This is a genomic window from uncultured Duncaniella sp., from assembly GCF_910578445.1.
Classification (GTDB): Bacteria; Bacteroidota; Bacteroidia; order Bacteroidales; family Muribaculaceae; genus Duncaniella.
The window spans coordinates 21,346-37,810 of record NZ_CAJTQC010000028.1; the positions used below are offsets into that span (position 1 = coordinate 21,346).

Below are 16,465 nucleotides of genomic sequence, written 5' to 3' on the forward strand. Positions count from 1 at the left end.
TGCAAAGTTAAGACTTTTTGCATTGCAAATCAATAGGCTGGGCAAAATAAGTTTGGTTATATATATATATAGACATATAAACCGAACCATATCTATACAATAGATGGGGCTAACGAGAGATACCACTATCAGATTTTTCACCAGCCCCCTATCTTTATCTTCATACCAACCACCGAAAGAAACAAAACAAGGCAAATAAAAAAAGTTAACGACCGCAAATTATCTATAAATCGTTTCTATTCGTTTTCAGCCAATTACCAAAACAGCAAAGACTTAGCATAACAAAGCACAGACATATCACTAATAATCAGCATAATTACTCCTTAAGCCAGATTATGTTTAGTTTGAAGTAAACTTTATCGGAATTCTGCTTGTTAATCCAACAGAAAACCGTTATCTTTGCAGAGTTTCTATCCCTCCTTCATCCTGTTTGGAAATGGCTGAATTCTATCTTTGCCCTGTCGATGACATCGATAACCCAAAATATGATTTCTATCTGCTCTACATCGACGGACGGAATTTCTTTGAGGACTTTGTGAAGTCACTCAGACAGAAATCCGAACTTGATGAGATGGACACAATCATGGCTCTTATGGACAAGGTTGATAACAACAATCTGCCGACATCCAAGTACCGCCACATAACCGGAGGGAAATATGACAGAAAAGATGTGTGGGAGTTCAAGTCAAAACATCTGAGAATCTATACTCTTAAAATCCCGCCGGACTACTATATAGTCCTTGGTGGCTATAAGAAGGGGCAGGAGAAAGACATTGCCAAGATATTCAGACATTTTAATAATATTCCTGATGAAATTCCAATCAGGAACGATGACGAAAAAGACAATGAAGCTCAACAAGAATAGAAATAAATATGATTCGCCGGCTTACTGGACGCAACTCATCCAGCTTTCGCTCCAAGATAACATCAAACATTATCTTGAAGAAAAGCATATGACGCAATCTGAGTTTGCTGAACGGCTTGGAGTGTCTAAAGGCTACGTTTCCCAAATACTTAACGGTGATTTTGACCATAAACTCTCCAAACTGACTCAGTTAGCGCTTGCCTGCGAGATGGTTCCGCGCATAGAATTCGTCCCGAAGCAACACAGCCGTGAAGTAGCCTACGAAAGCTATATCCGCCCTACCGACTGGAAACATTGCACCACCTATACCCGAAAGCTCGCCTTTCACACCATCCGGCCTCAAAATACGAAATACACAGAACTTCCCGGCTCTAAAACCCTCCGTTCAGCCGTGATAATTGATGGAGGAAACAACTGGACAGAATCCAAATCTCTGATAACCATAGATAAAATTGCCTGATGATACGATTCAACATGTCAAAGATAGCAATAAATCAATTTGCTATCTTAAAGGAAAGTTGTCAGCGAAAGGACATAACACTTTCCACGGAACTGTCATTTCAATATTCAGCAGAGACGCGTCAGATTTCGTGTGAGGTAGGCTATCGTTTTACCACAGACGAGGAATTATTCCTGATATTGAAATCACAGTGTGATTTCGTGATTCATCCTGATGATTGGGCGACCTTTGAAAAAGAGGATGGACTTCAAATTCCAAAATCTGTCATGGAACTGCTGGCTGTACATACCATCGGCACATCCCGGGGCATCCTGTTCTGCAAGACAGAAGGCACTCCGTTCAATTCCCTGATGATTCCGCCTATCAACGTCGCCGGAATGATGAAGGATGAAAATGAAAATGTAGCGGCTCATTGATGATCTGACCGGGATTTCCAATCACGCTATTGGGATTCTTACGTTTTTTGCTTAAATTTGTATAAGGAAACCGATTTTCCTGCGGGGAGTTCCCCCAGCTTAACACACATTCCACAATCCCCCATCTGCAAATGCAACAGTTCGTTCATCTCCACGTACACAGCCAGTATTCCCTGCTCGACGGACAGGCCTCGGTGACGGGTCTTGTCGACAAGGCCATGGACCTCGGTATGCCCGGCTTCGCGCTCACCGACCACGGCAACATGTTCGGCATCAAGGAATATTTCAACTATGTCAACAAGGTAAAAGGCAAATACAAAGGCAAGCTCGCCGACCTCAAAAAGAAAATCGAGGAAGCCCCCGAAGGCGAAGCCGACAAAATCCGCGCCGAGCTTGCCCCGGAGATGGAGAAAATCGAGCGCAAACTCGCCTTCAAACCCATATTCGGATGCGAGATGTATGTGGCCAAAGGCTCTCTGACCGACCGCTCCGACAAAACCGACAAGGGACGTCACCTCGTGGTCATAGCCAAGAACCTCAAAGGCTACAAAAACCTCATCAAGATTGTCTCACAGGCACATACCCACGGTTTCTACCACCACCCGCGAACCGACAAGGAAGCTCTTGCCGCCCACCGCGAGGGACTGATTGTCTGCTCGGCATGTCTCGGCGGAGAAATCCCGCGCCTCATAGCCGAGGGCAACTTGGCCGAGGCCGAAAAGCAGGTCATGTGGTTCAAGGAGACATTCGGCGACGACTACTACATCGAGCTCCAGCGCCACAAGACCGACCGTCCCGGTGCGAACCGCGAGACATACATCGAGCAGGAAAAGGTCAACCCCGTGCTCATCGACCTCGCGCGCAAACATGATATCAAGATTATTGCCACCAACGACTCCCATTTCATCAACGCCGAGGATGCCGAAGCCCACGACCGCCTCATCTGTATATCGACCAACAACTACGTGGCCGACCCTGAGCGCATGCGCTACACAAAACAGGAGTGGTTCAAGTCGCAGGACGAGATGGCAGCCGTGTTTCCCGACCTCCCCGAAGCGCTCGAAAACACCCTTGAAATTCTCGACAAGGTAGAGGTCTACTCCATTGACCACGCGCCGATTATGCCATTCTTCGAGATTCCGGCCGACTTCGGAACGGAGGAAGAATACAGAACCCGAATCACCGAGCAGCAACTGTTTGACGAGTTCACTCAGGACGAGAACGGCAATGTGGTTCTCTCGCCCGAAGCCGCTCAGAAGAAAATCGAAAAACTCGGCGGCTACGACAAGCTCTACCGCATCAAATTCGAGGCCGACTACCTATCGAAGCTCGCCTACGAGGGCGCTGAGCGCCGCTATGGCTCTCCGCTCACCCCGGAACTGGAGGAACGCATCCGATTTGAGCTATACATCATGAAGACGATGGGTTTCCCGGGCTACTTCCTCATCGTGCAGGACTTCATCAACGTGGCCCGCAAAGAGCTCGGCGTGAGCGTCGGGCCGGGCCGTGGTTCGGCTGCCGGAAGCGTCGTCGCCTACTGTCTGGGCATCACGCAGGTCGACCCGATAAAATATGACCTCCTTTTCGAACGTTTCCTCAACCCCGACCGTATCTCGCTCCCCGATATCGACGTGGACTTCGACGACGACGGCCGCGCCGACGTGCTCCACTACGTGACCGAAAAATATGGCGAGGACAATGTGGCCCACATCATCACCTTCGGCACAATGGCCGCAAAATCGGCCATCAAGGACGTGGCACGTGTCGAGCAGCTCCCGCTCGCCGAGAGCAACCGAATTGCCAACCTCGTGCCCAAGCGAATGCCCGACGGCCCTGACGGCAAGACCCTCAAGACCAATCTCAAGAACTGCTACCAATACGTGCCTGAATTCGCCGCCGAGCTGAATTCAAACAACTACCTCATCCGCGAAACCCTCGAATATGCGCGCCGTCTCGAAGGCAATGTCCGCAACACCGGCGTACATGCCTGCGGTGTCATCATCTGCCGCGACCCGATTTCCGACTGGGTTCCCGTCGCAACAGCCGTCGACAAGAGCGTCGATTCGAAGGACAACGACAAGATGATAGTGACACAGTATGAAGGCTCTATCATCGAGGACACCGGACTCATCAAGATGGACTTCCTCGGGCTCAAGACACTGTCAATCATCAAGGAAGCCGTCTCCAACATAAAGCAGACCTGCGGAATCGATGTCGACATCGACTCGATCGACATCAATGACCCGAAGACCTATGAGCTTTACAGCCAAGGCAACACGATCGGTACATTCCAGTTTGAGTCGGCAGGCATGCAGAAATATCTCCGCGAACTCCAGCCGTCGACATTCGAGGACCTCATAGCCATGAACGCCCTCTACCGTCCCGGCCCTATGGACTATATCCCCGACTTCATCGCCCGCAAACACGGACGCAGCCCCATCACCTACGATATTCCCATCATGGAGAAGTATCTCAAGGACACCTACGGGGTGACCGTCTATCAGGAACAGGTCATGCTCCTGTCGCGTCTGCTCGCCAACTTCACGCGCGGCCAGAGCGACACACTGCGTAAGGCGATGGGTAAGAAGCTCATTGACAAGATGAACGAGCTGAAGGGACTCTTCCTCAAAGGCGGACAGGCCAACGGCCACGACCCGAAGGTGCTCGAAAAAATATGGGCCGACTGGGAAAAATTCGCGTCATACGCCTTCAACAAGTCACACGCCACCTGCTACTCGTGGGTTGCCTTCCAGACAGCATGGCTCAAAGCCAACTATCCGTCGGAATACATGGCTGCCGTCCTCACGCGCAACCGCTCCGACATCAACAAGCTCACAGGCTTCATGGACGAATGCAAGCGCATGAAAATCCCTGTCCTCGGCCCTGACATCAACGAAAGTTTCGTCGAGTTCGGTGTCAACTCCCACGGCGACATCCGCTTCGGACTCGCTGCAATCAAGGGCGTAGGCGAAAACGTGGTCAAGGCCATCATCGCCGAGCGAAAGGAACGCGGCCCGTTCGAATCAATCTACGATTTCGTGGAGCGAGTACCCTCGTCGGCCGTCAACCGCCGAATTTTCGAAAATCTTGTCTATGCCGGCGCATTCGACAGTTTCGAAGGCGTGAAGCGCGAGGACTTCTTCTACGAAAACCCTCGTGGCGAAGTGTTTACCGAAACCCTCGTCCGCTACGGGCAGGCCTTCCAGAACGACAAGCACAACTCGGCCATGTCGCTCTTCGGCGACGATGCTGAAATGAGCACCGCAGGCCGTCCGCCGGTAGTGCCGCAGAAGGAATGGGCTTCGGCTGTCAAACTTGAGCGCGAACGCGAACTTGTCGGGATGTATCTCTCGGCCCATCCGCTCGACCCATACTTCATGGAGCTGACCTACGGCACATGTACCGTCAAGGGCTACAACGAGTTTGAACCCGTCGAAGGTGTCGAGCTTACTTTCGGAGGCATGGTCGTGGACTTCACCAGCCGTCCGGCCCGCAACGGCGGCCAGTTCGGCATACTCAAAATCGAGGACTACACTGGCAGCGCCGAGTTCATGATGTTTGAGCAGACCTATATCAACTTCCACAACTACGGAGTCCCGGGCACGCCTATCCTCATCACCGGACGCTATGAGAAGCGTTTCGCATCCTCGCCCCTGCGCTTCAACATAATGAACATCCGCCTGCTCAACGACGTGAAAGGAAAGCTCGTACACTCAATCACAATCGACCTCCCCTCCGACAAAGTGACCAAGCACATCAAAGAGCTGCTTGAGGAAGAAATCAGGCGCGAACCCGACGCAAACGGCGAACTGACATTCCGTATTTTCGACCCCTCGATCAACCGTTCGCTCCACCTGCGTTCCAACCGCCGCATCCCAATCTCCCGCAAACTCATTGACACGCTGACCGAAGAGGACATAAATTTCACCATCAACGACTGACATGATTATTCTGAAATATTCACCATACACAATTCCGAAATAATAACTTTCCTGAAATTAACAATAATTGATAAAACCGTAATCAAGTATTACCACTGTGAGACGATTCTTTCAGGAAAATTGCGTACATTTGTGGTAGTGAAAAAACAATCAGAAAAATCACTTAAATAAAAATACTAATTATCATGACATTCACTGATCAGAACGTACACGACATCATCGCTTCAGGCAAACCGGTAGTAATCGATTTTTGGGCAACATGGTGCGGCCCTTGCCAGCGCATGACCCCCATCGTTGAAGAACTCGCTGAAGAATACAAGGATACAGTAGTCATCGGCAAATATAACATCGAGGAGGAAAACGACCTTGCTGCCCAGTATCGCATCATGTCAATCCCCACCATCCTCTTCTTCAAGAACGGTGAGCAGATCCGCGACCTCCGTCTTGCAGGCGCTCAGCCCAAAGAGAATCTTGAAAACCAAATCAAGAAGCTTCTTGCTCTCTAAGAGTCAAGCAATTATCATAAGGCATCAATAATCAAGGGACAAGCAACGAAAATTTTGCTTGTCCCTTGATTTTGTATTATCGCACCTTGAGGATGGTCAAAGCGATGTAACTTTGCCGTATCAATCAATATCCCACCCCTCTCCACTCATATATATCCATCCGCTATGAACACACAGAATGCCATAATCTCCGTAACATCCGGCCGTCGCATCATCGCCAAGCGTAATCCCCCTCGGTCAAAAGGAGAATCAAAGAAAGAAAAGTGGACAAGACCCGTATCAAAAGCCTTCTACGAGAAACTGTGCCGTCGCTGCGAGCAGATTTTCGAAGACCTGCGCTACGGCCACGGGTGGGTCAGGAATTTCATGCCTGTCGTCGACAGGTATCTGTCGACAGGAGAAATGCCGGGGCAATATGACAATGGCATAATGACCGTTTTCATATGCCTGCGCCATGAGATAGACATGGCTCTTGAACGCTCGGCAAGAGCCAGAAAACGGGCGGCCGAACGTCGCAATGCGAGTGAGAAAGCAGAGACTGTTGCCACAGCCGGTGAAGCACCTGACGAGGAAACGGCTCTGACTTCCGTAAATCAGGCCGAAGCCCCGCTGTCAACGCCTCCTGTCAAGGCCGTCAGTCAGTCTCAGCCCCCGGACGTTGGAATCAGAAATCAGAAAAACAATAGGGAAGAGTCGAGCTGACGGAAGGAAAAATCAGGATGCGGTCCTTACCGGCCAGTATTACCTCGACGGGCGCGCCTGCAAGTTTTTCATATTCAAGCAGTGCCTGACGGCATGCTCCGCACGGCGAAATCGGGTCGGAAAGCTCATTGCCGTCAGTCCCGCGCGCGGCTATGGCTATGGAAGTGAACCGGGCATCGGGATAAGTGGCGTGAGCATAGAATGCGGCCGTACGTTCGGCACATAGCCCCGAGGGATAGGCGGCATTTTCCTGATTCGAGCCTGTGACAATCTCTCCGTTCGAGAGCGAAATCGCCGCCCCTACATTGAATTTGCTGTAAGGAGCATAGCTGCGATATGTCGCCTTGCGCGCAAGGGCTACAAGATTCTGCTGTCCGGGAGTCAGTTCTCCGAACTCGGCTTCAACCACGGGAATGGTTATGTCAAAAGTTTTCATAGAGATAAGGATTTGCTGTCGTTAAATATTTCAAATAGATTGCGGCATCCGTCCTGAAGGAGATCAAGGACAAGCTCGAAGCCCTCCGAACCTTCATAGTAGGGATCAGGCACATGGTCATAACGGGAATTGGCAGGGAAGAAGGCAGCCATAGGGACAATCTTCCTCTCGGCCTCCACCGAAGGAGCTACGCGACGCAGATTCGAGGCATTTGAAGCGTCCATAGCCACTATCATGTCGAAATCAAGGAAATCCTCGGTATCGACCTGACGGGCGCGGTGGGTCAGCTCCAGACCACGCTGACGGGCATGCACCCTCATGCGCCGGTCGGGAAGATCCCCGATATGGTAAGCGCCTGTCCCGGCAGAATCAATCACCCAGTCATGCTGACGGCCATTGCTCTCCACAATGTCGCGCATGATGCCTTCGGCCGCAGGCGAACGGCAGATATTGCCGAGGCATACGAAAAGTATTCTGAACGGTTTCCCTTCGTGACGAGCTGACAGGATGTCACGGACACGCTGCAGGGCGGGATTGTCGTAATTCATGTCTTGACGGATAAATTTAATAGTCATCTCTGATAAAACTCAGAGTCATTTACAAAAGTAATAATAAAAACGGTTTGTGTGGCATACATGTTGAAAAAAGCATCTCCGCAAAGCCATTTTGAAGGCTTTGCAGAGATGCTTTCGTTTATAACTACACTACCCGGAGAGGAATTCTCCGGTGAAGCAGGAGCTTCCTTATCAGTTCTCCAGATCTTTCGGGATGGCAACGATGCGGAGCTTGTTGTCGCGGATGAACGAGATGATGTTGTCGCGTTCGGTGCTTTCCTCAACGTCGGCCTCGATGCGCTTGAGAGCATTGAAGACAGAAGTGCCGGTCTGATAGATGTGACGGTAGCACTTGGCGATGTCGTCGATACGGTCCTCGCTGATGTTCTGCTTGCGGAGGATGGTGGCGTTGACTCCGAAATAGGCAGTGGGATTGTGAGCCATGATGCAGAATGGAGGCACATTGCCTGTGATGCGGCAACCACCCTTGATGAGCACCCAGTCGCCTACGCGCGAGTTTTCGTGGATTACCACGCTCGAAGAAAGAATCGAGCACTCTCCGATTTCGACGTCACCTGCAATCGAGACATTGTTGCCGATCACATCGCGTCCTTTCAGGTGGGAGTCATGGCCGACATGGGAGTTGGCCATAAGGAACGAACCGGAGCCGATGCGTGTGCCCCCTTCCGAAGCGATGCCACGGTTGATAATCACGTTTTCACGTATCACAACATTGTCACCCACGAAGCAATAGGTAAAACCGCCTTTCCAGCGGAAATCCTGCGGATCAGCGCCGACAATCGCACCTTGATATATCTTACAGTTCTTTCCGATGCGTGAGCCACGGATTATGCTTGCAAAAGGCATTATCACGGTGTTGTCGCCGATTTCAACATCCTTGTCGATGTAAGCGAAAGGATGGATAGTGACATTCTCGCCGATTTTGGCCGAGGGGTCGATGTGAGCTTTGTCGCTAATCATGTTACGGTATGTTTGAGGTTGGAGCTATTGCTTTTAATTATCGTCCTCCGCCGAGGTTCTGATAGAGATTTATTATCGAACGTGCGGTGGTCAGGTTGGTTGTGATCTGGGCAGTCTGCGCACCGAGCAGGTTTTTCTGGGCAGTGAGCACTTCAAGATAGGTTGTCGAACCGTCGAAGAGGAGAAGTTCGTTTGTGATATCGACAGCCTTTCCGAGATTCTCGACCTGAAGGGCAAGCCACTGCTGCTTCTTGACACTCTTCTCATAGACAGTCATGGCATCGCTTACATCGGCGGCGGCGCTCATGAGGGTGTATTCGAAGTTGTTGAGAGCCTGCTGCTGCTGAGCCTTGGCTGCTTCAAGACGGGCGATGTTCTGTCCGCGCGAGAAGATAGGAGCTGTGAGGCTTCCGGCAAGCTGGATGAACCAGTCGCCGGGGTTCTTTACGAAACCTCCGAGAAGGTTGGTGAAACCGCCGTTGGCTGTGATGTTGATGCTCGGATAGAAAGCTGCGCGGGCCGATGCGGTCGAGTAGAAGGCCGAAGCGAGAGACATTTCCGAAGCACGCACGTCGGGACGGACGGCGAGTTCAGCCATCGGGATGGCGGTGCGCTTCATGACGGGAACATTAATCGATGCTTCCGGAGAGATTGTCCATTTCTGAGGCATCTCGTTGAGAAGAAGCGACATGGTGTTGTTGGCCTCATGGAGCGAAAGCTCGATGTCAGTGATGGAAGCCTCGATGCTGTAGTACTGGGCAAGGCTCTGGACAACCGCGTCCTCGCGCAGACGGCCTGCCTCCTTGAGATTGCGCATCACATTGACGCTCTCTTTCCAGAGTTCGGAAGTCTCGCGTGAAAGCTTGAGCTGAGCCTCAAGAGCGGAGATTGAATAGTAGCACTGTGCAACGCCTGCGATAATCTGAGAGCGGACAGCCTGTTCGTAGGCCTTCGTCTGAAGCTCGGCCATCTCAGCACCACGCTTTGAGTTGAGAATCTTGCCGAAGATGTCGACTTCCCAGCTGACTGCGAGCGGGAGCTGGTAGGTCCAGCTGAAATCGTTGTCGGCGTATTTCGCACCGGCGCCGTTGGGCGTTAATGCGAGTGAGGGGAGATAGCTTAACTTCGCACCCTTGAGCTGAGCGTGGGCGATGTCGACGTTGAGCTTGGCATTGCGGAGATCCTTGTTGTTGGCAAGAGCGCGCTCGATGAGATCGACGAGTGTCGGGTCGGTGAACACGGCACGCCACGACAGGTTGCCGAAAGCTGTTGAATCGTCCTGAATCTGAAGCGCCTCGGCATACTCCTTCACGAGCTGACTGTCGATGTCCTTGACATCATATTTTTTGTAAATCCCGCAGCCACTGAGCGCGGTTACGCTCAGCGAGGCTGCAAGGATAAGTGAAAAATTCTTGATTTTCATTGAGTATGGTGTTAACTGTGATGAAAAACAGTTGTAGACTTGGATTAGTGTGATGGGGTGTACTGCTCGATTTCGTTCTCGATGCCTTCATTGTCGGTATCCTCCCACTTGAGCGGAGTGATCTTTTCCTGAATCTTCTGGAAAATCACGAAGAGGGCCGGCACGATGAGCACCTGAAGAATCATACCGATGAGCATACCGCCAATCGAACCTGTACCGAGGGCACGGTTACCGTTTGCACCCGCACCGGTGGCGAACATCATCGGGAGAAGACCGATAATCATCGCGAGCGATGTCATGAGGATAGGACGGAGACGGGCCGAAGCACCCTGAATAGCAGCGTTGACAATCGACATGCCCGTGCGGCGACGCTCGACAGCGAACTCAACGATAAGAATGGCGTTCTTGGCCAGAAGACCGATGAGCATGATGAGGGCAATCTGCAGGTAGATGTTGTTGGTTATGCCGAATATCTGTGCGAAGATGAATGTACCCATGAGACCGAAGGGAATAGAGAAGATAACGGCCCAAGGAAGGATGTAGCTTTCATACTGAGCAGACAGAAGGAGGTAGACGAAGAGGAGACAGAGACCGAAGATGACAGCTGTTGTCGAACCTGCGCCGGTCGAAGCTTCCTCACGTGTCATACCAGAATATTCGTAACCGAATCCGGCAGGAAGTGTCTCTGCGGCAACACGCTCGATGGCAGCAAGACACTGGCCTGAAGAATAGCCCGGAGCAGGCTGACCGGTCACAGAAATCGACTGGAACATGTTGAATCGGTTGAGAAGGTCAGGACCGTAGACCTTTGTGAGTGTCACGAAGTTTGACAGAGATGCCATCTGATTGCCGTTGCGCACCTTGATGGAAGCAAGTGTCTCGGGACTTACACGCGATTCAGGTGTTGCCTGCATCATCACACGGTAGATTTTACCGAAACGGTTGAAGTTTGACACGTACATACCGCCGTAGTAGCCCTGAAGTGTCGAAAGGATGTCTTTCGGCGACAGACCGGCCTGCTTTGCCTTGGCAGCGTCGATGTCAATCATGTATTGCGGGAAGGTGGGGTTGAAGGTGGTGTAGGCCGCCTGAACTTCCGGCTGCTGGTTGAGTTTGGCGAGGAAGCCCTGAACCACAGCGAAGAATGCGTTGACATCGCCACCGGTGCGGTCCTGCATCTTGATTTCAAAACCGTTGGTCAGAGAGTAGCCCGAAATCATAGGAGGAGCGAAAATCATCACACGTCCGTCCTTGATGACCGAGGTCAGTCCGTAGAGCTTCATGAGGATTGCATCAGATGTCTGGTCGGCACGCTTGCGGTCTTCCCAGTTCTTGAGCTTGATGATGAAAGTACCGTAGGTTGCACCCTGACCTGCCATGAAGCTATAGCCGGAAATCTTTTGACGATACTCGATTTCAGGAATCTGGGCAAGAAGGCCGTCGAGCTTATCGAGCACTTCGTCAGTGCGTTCCTGTGATGTTCCCGGGGGCATGTCGACCATACAGAAGAGTGTACCGGTGTCTTCGTTAGGCACGAGCGTCGAGGTGGTGATGCTCATGAGCCATACAAGGATAGCTACAACGCCGGCCACAATGGCAAACGAGGTAATCTTGTGGTGGATGAAGAAGGTAGTGCACTTGTTGTAGACTTTCAGGATGCGACCGAAGCCGATTTCAAATCCTTTGTGGAAACGCTTGCTGAAGATGCCGAGGACTGCGATAATTGCGCAGACAGAAGCGATGGCAAGCTGGAGGGGCTTGTGGATGTTGTACCAACCAAGCACCATGAAGGTGATTGTGGCGACAAGGAATGCGAAAGTGATGAGCGGGGGGAGATTGAGGGCGAAACGACGCTTTGTCTCCTTGACAACGGCCTCACCGGCTGCGCTGTAGGCCTTGCCCATGCGTTCCTTGAGCGACGAGTTGTCATCGTGGCCTTTCAGGAAGACGGCACAAAGTGCGGGAGAAAGGGTCAAGGCGTTCAATGCCGACAGACCAATCGCGATGGCCATTGTCAGACCGAACTGACGGTAGAACACACCGGTCGTACCCGACATGAATGACACGGGGATGAACACGAGCATCATGACGAGGGTGATTGATATGATTGCACCGCCGATTTCACCCATAGCATCAATCGAGGCCTTACGCGCGCTCTTGTAGCCAACGTCGAGCTTGGCATGGACCGCCTCGACGACCACAATCGCGTCGTCGACCACAATCGCAATCGCAAGGACGAGAGCCGAGAGGGTGATAAGGTTGATCGAGAAGCCGATAAGGTTCATGAAGAAGAATGTACCGACAAGGGCCACGGGGATGGCGATGGCGGGGATGATGGTCGAACGGATGTCCTGAAGGAATACGTAAACGACAAAGAACACAAGGATGAATGCCTCGATGAGTGTCTTGATAACCTCATGGATAGAGGCATCGAGGAAGTCGTTGTTGTTCATGGGGACTGCGATGGCAAGACCGGCAGGAAGGTCTTTCTTCATGTTGTCGACCACCTTAAGACAGTCGTTGATGATCTGGGTAGCGTTAGAGCCGGCAGTCTGGAAGACGATACAGCTTGTCGAAGCGTAGCCGTTGAGAGAGTTAGAGAAACCGTAGGTCACACGACCGAGTTCGATTTCGGCAACGTCGCCGAGACGTAGCACTTCGCCGGTGGGCTTTGCCGACACCACGATGTTCTCGAATTCTTCGGGCGTTGTGAGCCGGCCTTTATACTTCATTGTGTACTGGAAGCTCTGGTCGCCCTGTTCGCCGAACGCACCGGGAGCGGCCTCGATGTTCTGCTCGGCAAGAGCATAGGATATGTCGGTAGGAACAAGACCGTATTGTGCCATCACGTCGGGCTTGAGCCATATACGCATCGAGTAGTCAGCGCCGAACGACATGACGTCGCCCACACCTGACACACGCTGGAGCTGCGGAATCATGTTGATCTTGGCGTAGTTGTCGAGGAACTCCTGAGTATAGTTGCCCGACTCATCGTAGAGAGCGACCATGAGAAGCATTGAGCTCTGGCGCTTCTGAGTCAGCACACCAACCTGAGTAACTTCGGCGGGGAGAAGGTTCTGGGCTTTTGCGACACGGTTCTGCACGTCGACAGCGGCCATGTCGGGGTTGAATCCCTGTTCGAAATATACGGTAATGTCGGCAGAGCCTGTATTTGTTGCTGTAGACTCCATGTAGGTCATGCCTTCCGCACCGTTTATCGACTCTTCAAGAGGGGCAATGACGGAGTTGAGCACCGCCTGAGCATTCGCACCTGTGTATGTAGTGGACACCTTGATGGTCGGAGGCGCGATGTCGGGGAACTGGGTTACCGGCAACGAAAAGAGTCCGATCAGACCGAGAAGGACGATGAAAATCGAAATCACCGTCGACAGCACCGGTCTATTGATGAATCTATCTAATTTCATTGATTTTACTTAAATAATGGATATACTGTTGTGTTTCCGATTAAACTTATTTCGCGGCAGGAGCAGCCTGAGCGGGAGCTTCACCGGCCTGAGGAGCTTCCTTAGGAGCGACCGGGTTGATCACCATTCCGTCTGAGAGCTTAGAGCCAACGCCTTCAACAGCGATACGCTGGCCGGGCTGGAGACCTGATGTAACTACGAATGTCTTGCCGTCGTTGTTGGCCTCGATGGTGATAGGAGTGGAAACAATCTTGTTTGAGTCATTGACAACGTATGCGAAACGACGGTCCTGAAGCTCGAAGGTGGCCTTCTGAGGAATCACGATGACATCGTGCTTGTCGTCAGGAAGTATAATCTGACCAGTGCCACCGCTGCGGAGGATTCCGCTGGGGTTCTTGAAGAGGGCACGTACGCTCGACGAACCGGTAGCGTTGTCAATCACACCTGAGACGGTGGCAACCTTGCCTGTGATTGGATAAATAGAGCCGTCGCTCAAACGGAGCTGAACTTCGGGCATGGCCTTGATGGCAGCGTCGATTGACTGGTTGCCTTCCCCTGAAAGCTTAAGGAGGTCTTTTTCGGTCAGGGAGAAGTAGGCATATACTTCAGAGTTGTCGCTGACTGTCGTCAGAGGCTGAGCGGAAGAAGGAGAAGCGAGTGAGCCTTCACGGTTGGGTATAGTTCCGACAACACCGTCGCTGGGAGCTGTAACAACTGTGTAGGCAAGATTTTTCTGGGCAGAGGCGAGAGCAGCCTTGGCGTTGGCGAGCTGGGCCTGAGCCTGAGCGAGAGAATTCTGAGAGAGCTGATATTCGTATTCGCTGATGATGTTCTTGTCGAAAAGATTCTTTTTGCTGTCGGCAGTCATCTTGGCTGTGTTGACAGCAGTCTGTGCATTGTTGACAGCAGCGCGTGCCTGATCGACGGCAGCCTGAAATGTCACCTGATCAAGAGTGAAGAGCGCCTGTCCCTTGCGGACGTGCTGTCCTTCATCGACGTGAACCTTTGTGATGAATCCTGTTACCTGCGGACGGATATCGATGTCGGTCTTACCCTTTATGGTTGCGGGGAATGTCGACTGCAGAGCAGCTGTCTGGGGAGCGATTGTAATGGTGGCGATTTCGGGGGCCGGCATCTGCATCTGCTGCTGATTCTTCGAACATGAAGGCAGCAAAGCCACGGCTGCGAGCATCATAGCGATGCCGCTTTTCGATAACGCGATGGATTTCATTGTCATTCTTTTCTTTACTTTGATAATATACCTATTTGAATATTTTTTTCGAAATTTAACGTGCAAATTTACCAATTATTTATACACTAATAGACAAAGGGAATAATAAAGAATGTAAAATTGGCGAAAACGCCCTCTTTATTTCCTTTTTTGACCAACATTGAATTAGGAATTTTATTGAATATTCCTACGTTCAGATGATTTATCCGAGAGTCTTTTTACGGAGATTGGGAAGGAAGGCGGCCACGATGCCGAGCAGTGGCATGTAGGCACAGAAATTATATACAGCCTCAATTCCATAGCGGTCGGCAAAGTCACCTAAGACAGCGGAGGCAATTCCGCCGACACCGAAAGCGAATCCGAAGAAAAGGCCTGAAATCATGCCAAGTTTTGTCGGAAGAAGCTCCTGAGCATAAAGTAATATGGCAGGGAATGCAGACGACAGCATGAAGCCGGCACAGAAACTGAGGATGACGGTGGCTGCAAGACCGACGTGGGGCATCAGAAGCGAGAATGGGGCTGTCCCGAGAATCGAGGCCCAGATTACGGCCTTACGGCCATAGCGGTCGCCGACAGGACCTCCGATGAGCGTGCCGACGGCTGTGGAGACCACAAAGACAAAGAGGAATATCTGAGAGAGGGAGACAGAGACTCCAAATTTGTCAATCAGATAGAAAGTGTAGTAGCTCGAAAGACTTGCCATGTAGATGTATTTCGAGAATATCAGGACGATGATGACACCGATTGTAAATATAGTGTAACGGCGCGACAACGGCAGAGAGGCATGGCGCTCCGTGCGGACTTCGCTGTTGCGAAGCTCGCGGAGATAGTTGCCATACCACCGGCAAATAGGTTTCATGGCCAAGAAACATAGGAAAGCAAAAAGCAGGAAAAATGCGACATAGCGACGGTCGTGAGGTGCGACGATGAGCGCGACGAGCAATGGACCGACAGAACCGCCGAAGTTTCCTCCGACCTGAAAGACGGACTGAGCAAATCCACGGCGCTGGCGTCCGGCAAGAGATGTGATGCGCGATGCTTCAGGATGGAGGGTCGCAGAACCGAGACCAACCATGAAAACAGCCAGAAGGATTCCGGGAAGAGTCGAACTGAAAGCAAAAAATAAGATTCCGACAGCTGTCGAACACATTCCCATCGGGAGGCTGAATACAAATGGTCTGCGGTCAAAAGCGTAGCCGACAACCGGCTGAAAAATAGATGCCGCAAGCTGATAAACAAGCGTTATAAGACCGATTTCAGCAAAGTTGATGCCAAGATCAGCCTTAAGCATGGGATAGACAGCCGTGATGACCGACTGGAGAAGGTCGTTGAGACAATGGGCTGCACTCAATGCAAGCAACACATGAAATGTCGGCATTTTCGTCAAGCCCTTCAGTTTCTGAAAAAAATTAGCCATAAAAAATATATATGATTTTACAGTTTATCTATCTACGGAAGATTTCAGAAATATATATAAAAAAGCCGAAGCCCGAGATGCGTTTGCATCTCAGGCTTCGGTCGGTTA

At 51.3% G+C, this 16,465-nt stretch carries 13 protein-coding genes; 6 read left to right on the top strand and 7 right to left on the bottom strand.

What is annotated here, in order from left to right; translation table 11 throughout:
* The first annotated feature begins 436 nt into the window (after positions 1 to 436).
* The 6 genes from QZ311_RS10470 (at position 437) to QZ311_RS10495 (ending at position 6,890) form a co-directional block, all read left to right on the top strand.
* Positions 437 to 865 (top strand): hypothetical protein, encoded by a 429-nt coding sequence (locus QZ311_RS10470; RefSeq protein ID WP_123615679.1) that lies wholly within the window; start codon positions 437 to 439, stop codon positions 863 to 865.
* Positions 831 to 1,325 (top strand): helix-turn-helix transcriptional regulator, encoded by a 495-nt coding sequence (locus QZ311_RS10475; RefSeq protein ID WP_297067530.1) that lies wholly within the window; start codon positions 831 to 833, stop codon positions 1,323 to 1,325. Before QZ311_RS10470 ends, QZ311_RS10475 begins: the two co-directional genes overlap by 35 nt.
* A gap of 14 nt (positions 1,326 to 1,339) precedes the next feature.
* Entirely contained in the window at positions 1,340 to 1,741 is a 402-nt protein-coding gene (locus tag QZ311_RS10480; RefSeq protein ID WP_297067533.1) for a hypothetical protein, read from the top strand.
* Positions 1,742 to 1,872: 131 nt separating this feature from the next.
* Complete coding sequence (gene dnaE, locus QZ311_RS10485; protein WP_297067536.1) at positions 1,873 to 5,682, top strand: DNA polymerase III subunit alpha; 3,810 nt, start codon at positions 1,873 to 1,875, stop codon at positions 5,680 to 5,682.
* Between the two features lie 185 nt (positions 5,683 to 5,867).
* Complete coding sequence (gene trxA, locus QZ311_RS10490) at positions 5,868 to 6,188, top strand: thioredoxin (RefSeq protein ID WP_363323605.1); 321 nt, start codon at positions 5,868 to 5,870, stop codon at positions 6,186 to 6,188.
* A gap of 165 nt (positions 6,189 to 6,353) precedes the next feature.
* Entirely contained in the window at positions 6,354 to 6,890 is a 537-nt protein-coding gene (locus tag QZ311_RS10495; RefSeq protein ID WP_297067539.1) for a hypothetical protein, read from the top strand.
* On the opposite strand, the gene QZ311_RS10500 is transcribed toward QZ311_RS10495, so the two are convergent.
* The 7 genes from QZ311_RS10500 to QZ311_RS10530 all read right to left on the bottom strand — a co-directional run bounded on the left by QZ311_RS10500 (position 6,853) and on the right by QZ311_RS10530 (position 16,318).
* A complete protein-coding gene (locus QZ311_RS10500) occupies positions 6,853 to 7,326 on the bottom strand; it encodes a cytidine deaminase (RefSeq protein ID WP_297067542.1) in 474 nt (157 codons plus the stop codon). The genes QZ311_RS10495 and QZ311_RS10500 overlap by 38 nt on opposite strands.
* Complete coding sequence (locus tag QZ311_RS10505) at positions 7,323 to 7,874, bottom strand: low molecular weight protein-tyrosine-phosphatase (protein ID WP_297067546.1); 552 nt, start codon at positions 7,872 to 7,874, stop codon at positions 7,323 to 7,325. The genes QZ311_RS10500 and QZ311_RS10505 overlap by 4 nt, the downstream gene beginning before the upstream one ends.
* A 198-nt stretch (positions 7,875 to 8,072) precedes the next feature.
* Positions 8,073 to 8,861 (bottom strand): acyl-ACP--UDP-N-acetylglucosamine O-acyltransferase, encoded by a 789-nt coding sequence (lpxA, locus tag QZ311_RS10510; RefSeq protein ID WP_297067549.1) that lies wholly within the window; start codon positions 8,859 to 8,861, stop codon positions 8,073 to 8,075.
* A 37-nt stretch (positions 8,862 to 8,898) separates the two neighbouring features.
* A complete protein-coding gene (locus QZ311_RS10515; protein ID WP_297067552.1) occupies positions 8,899 to 10,284 on the bottom strand; it encodes a TolC family protein in 1,386 nt (461 codons plus the stop codon).
* A 44-nt stretch (positions 10,285 to 10,328) separates the two neighbouring features.
* Entirely contained in the window at positions 10,329 to 13,709 is a 3,381-nt protein-coding gene (locus QZ311_RS10520) for an efflux RND transporter permease subunit (protein ID WP_297067555.1), read from the bottom strand.
* 46 nt (positions 13,710 to 13,755) lie between these two features.
* Positions 13,756 to 14,940, bottom strand: a complete 1,185-nt coding sequence (locus QZ311_RS10525) for an efflux RND transporter periplasmic adaptor subunit (RefSeq protein WP_297067558.1) — start codon at positions 14,938 to 14,940, stop codon at positions 13,756 to 13,758.
* 202 nt (positions 14,941 to 15,142) lie between these two features.
* Positions 15,143 to 16,318 (bottom strand): MFS transporter, encoded by a 1,176-nt coding sequence (locus tag QZ311_RS10530; protein ID WP_297067561.1) that lies wholly within the window; start codon positions 16,316 to 16,318, stop codon positions 15,143 to 15,145.
* Positions 16,319 to 16,465 lie beyond the last annotated feature (147 nt).

What these genes read in the sequence shown, in the direction of transcription:
- QZ311_RS10475 (WP_297067530.1), top strand. Translation starts at nt 831, where the DNA reads ATGACGAAAAAGACAATGAAGCTCAACAAGAATAGAAATAAATATGAT.
- QZ311_RS10470 (WP_123615679.1), top strand. Translation starts at nt 437, where the DNA reads ATGGCTGAATTCTATCTTTGCCCTGTCGATGACATCGATAACCCAAAA.
- QZ311_RS10480 (WP_297067533.1), top strand. Translation starts at nt 1,340, where the DNA reads ATGTCAAAGATAGCAATAAATCAATTTGCTATCTTAAAGGAAAGTTGT.
- trxA (WP_363323605.1), top strand. Translation starts at nt 5,868, where the DNA reads ATGACATTCACTGATCAGAACGTACACGACATCATCGCTTCAGGCAAA.
- lpxA (WP_297067549.1), bottom strand. Translation starts at nt 8,861, where the DNA reads ATGATTAGCGACAAAGCTCACATCGACCCCTCGGCCAAAATCGGCGAG.
- QZ311_RS10495 (WP_297067539.1), top strand. Translation starts at nt 6,354, where the DNA reads ATGAACACACAGAATGCCATAATCTCCGTAACATCCGGCCGTCGCATC.
- QZ311_RS10530 (WP_297067561.1), bottom strand. Translation starts at nt 16,318, where the DNA reads ATGCCGACATTTCATGTGTTGCTTGCATTGAGTGCAGCCCATTGTCTC.
- QZ311_RS10500 (WP_297067542.1), bottom strand. Translation starts at nt 7,326, where the DNA reads ATGAAAACTTTTGACATAACCATTCCCGTGGTTGAAGCCGAGTTCGGA.
- dnaE (WP_297067536.1), top strand. Translation starts at nt 1,873, where the DNA reads ATGCAACAGTTCGTTCATCTCCACGTACACAGCCAGTATTCCCTGCTC.
- QZ311_RS10520 (WP_297067555.1), bottom strand. Translation starts at nt 13,709, where the DNA reads ATGAAATTAGATAGATTCATCAATAGACCGGTGCTGTCGACGGTGATT.
- QZ311_RS10505 (WP_297067546.1), bottom strand. Translation starts at nt 7,874, where the DNA reads ATGAATTACGACAATCCCGCCCTGCAGCGTGTCCGTGACATCCTGTCA.
- QZ311_RS10515 (WP_297067552.1), bottom strand. Translation starts at nt 10,284, where the DNA reads ATGAAAATCAAGAATTTTTCACTTATCCTTGCAGCCTCGCTGAGCGTA.
- QZ311_RS10525 (WP_297067558.1), bottom strand. Translation starts at nt 14,940, where the DNA reads ATGAAATCCATCGCGTTATCGAAAAGCGGCATCGCTATGATGCTCGCA.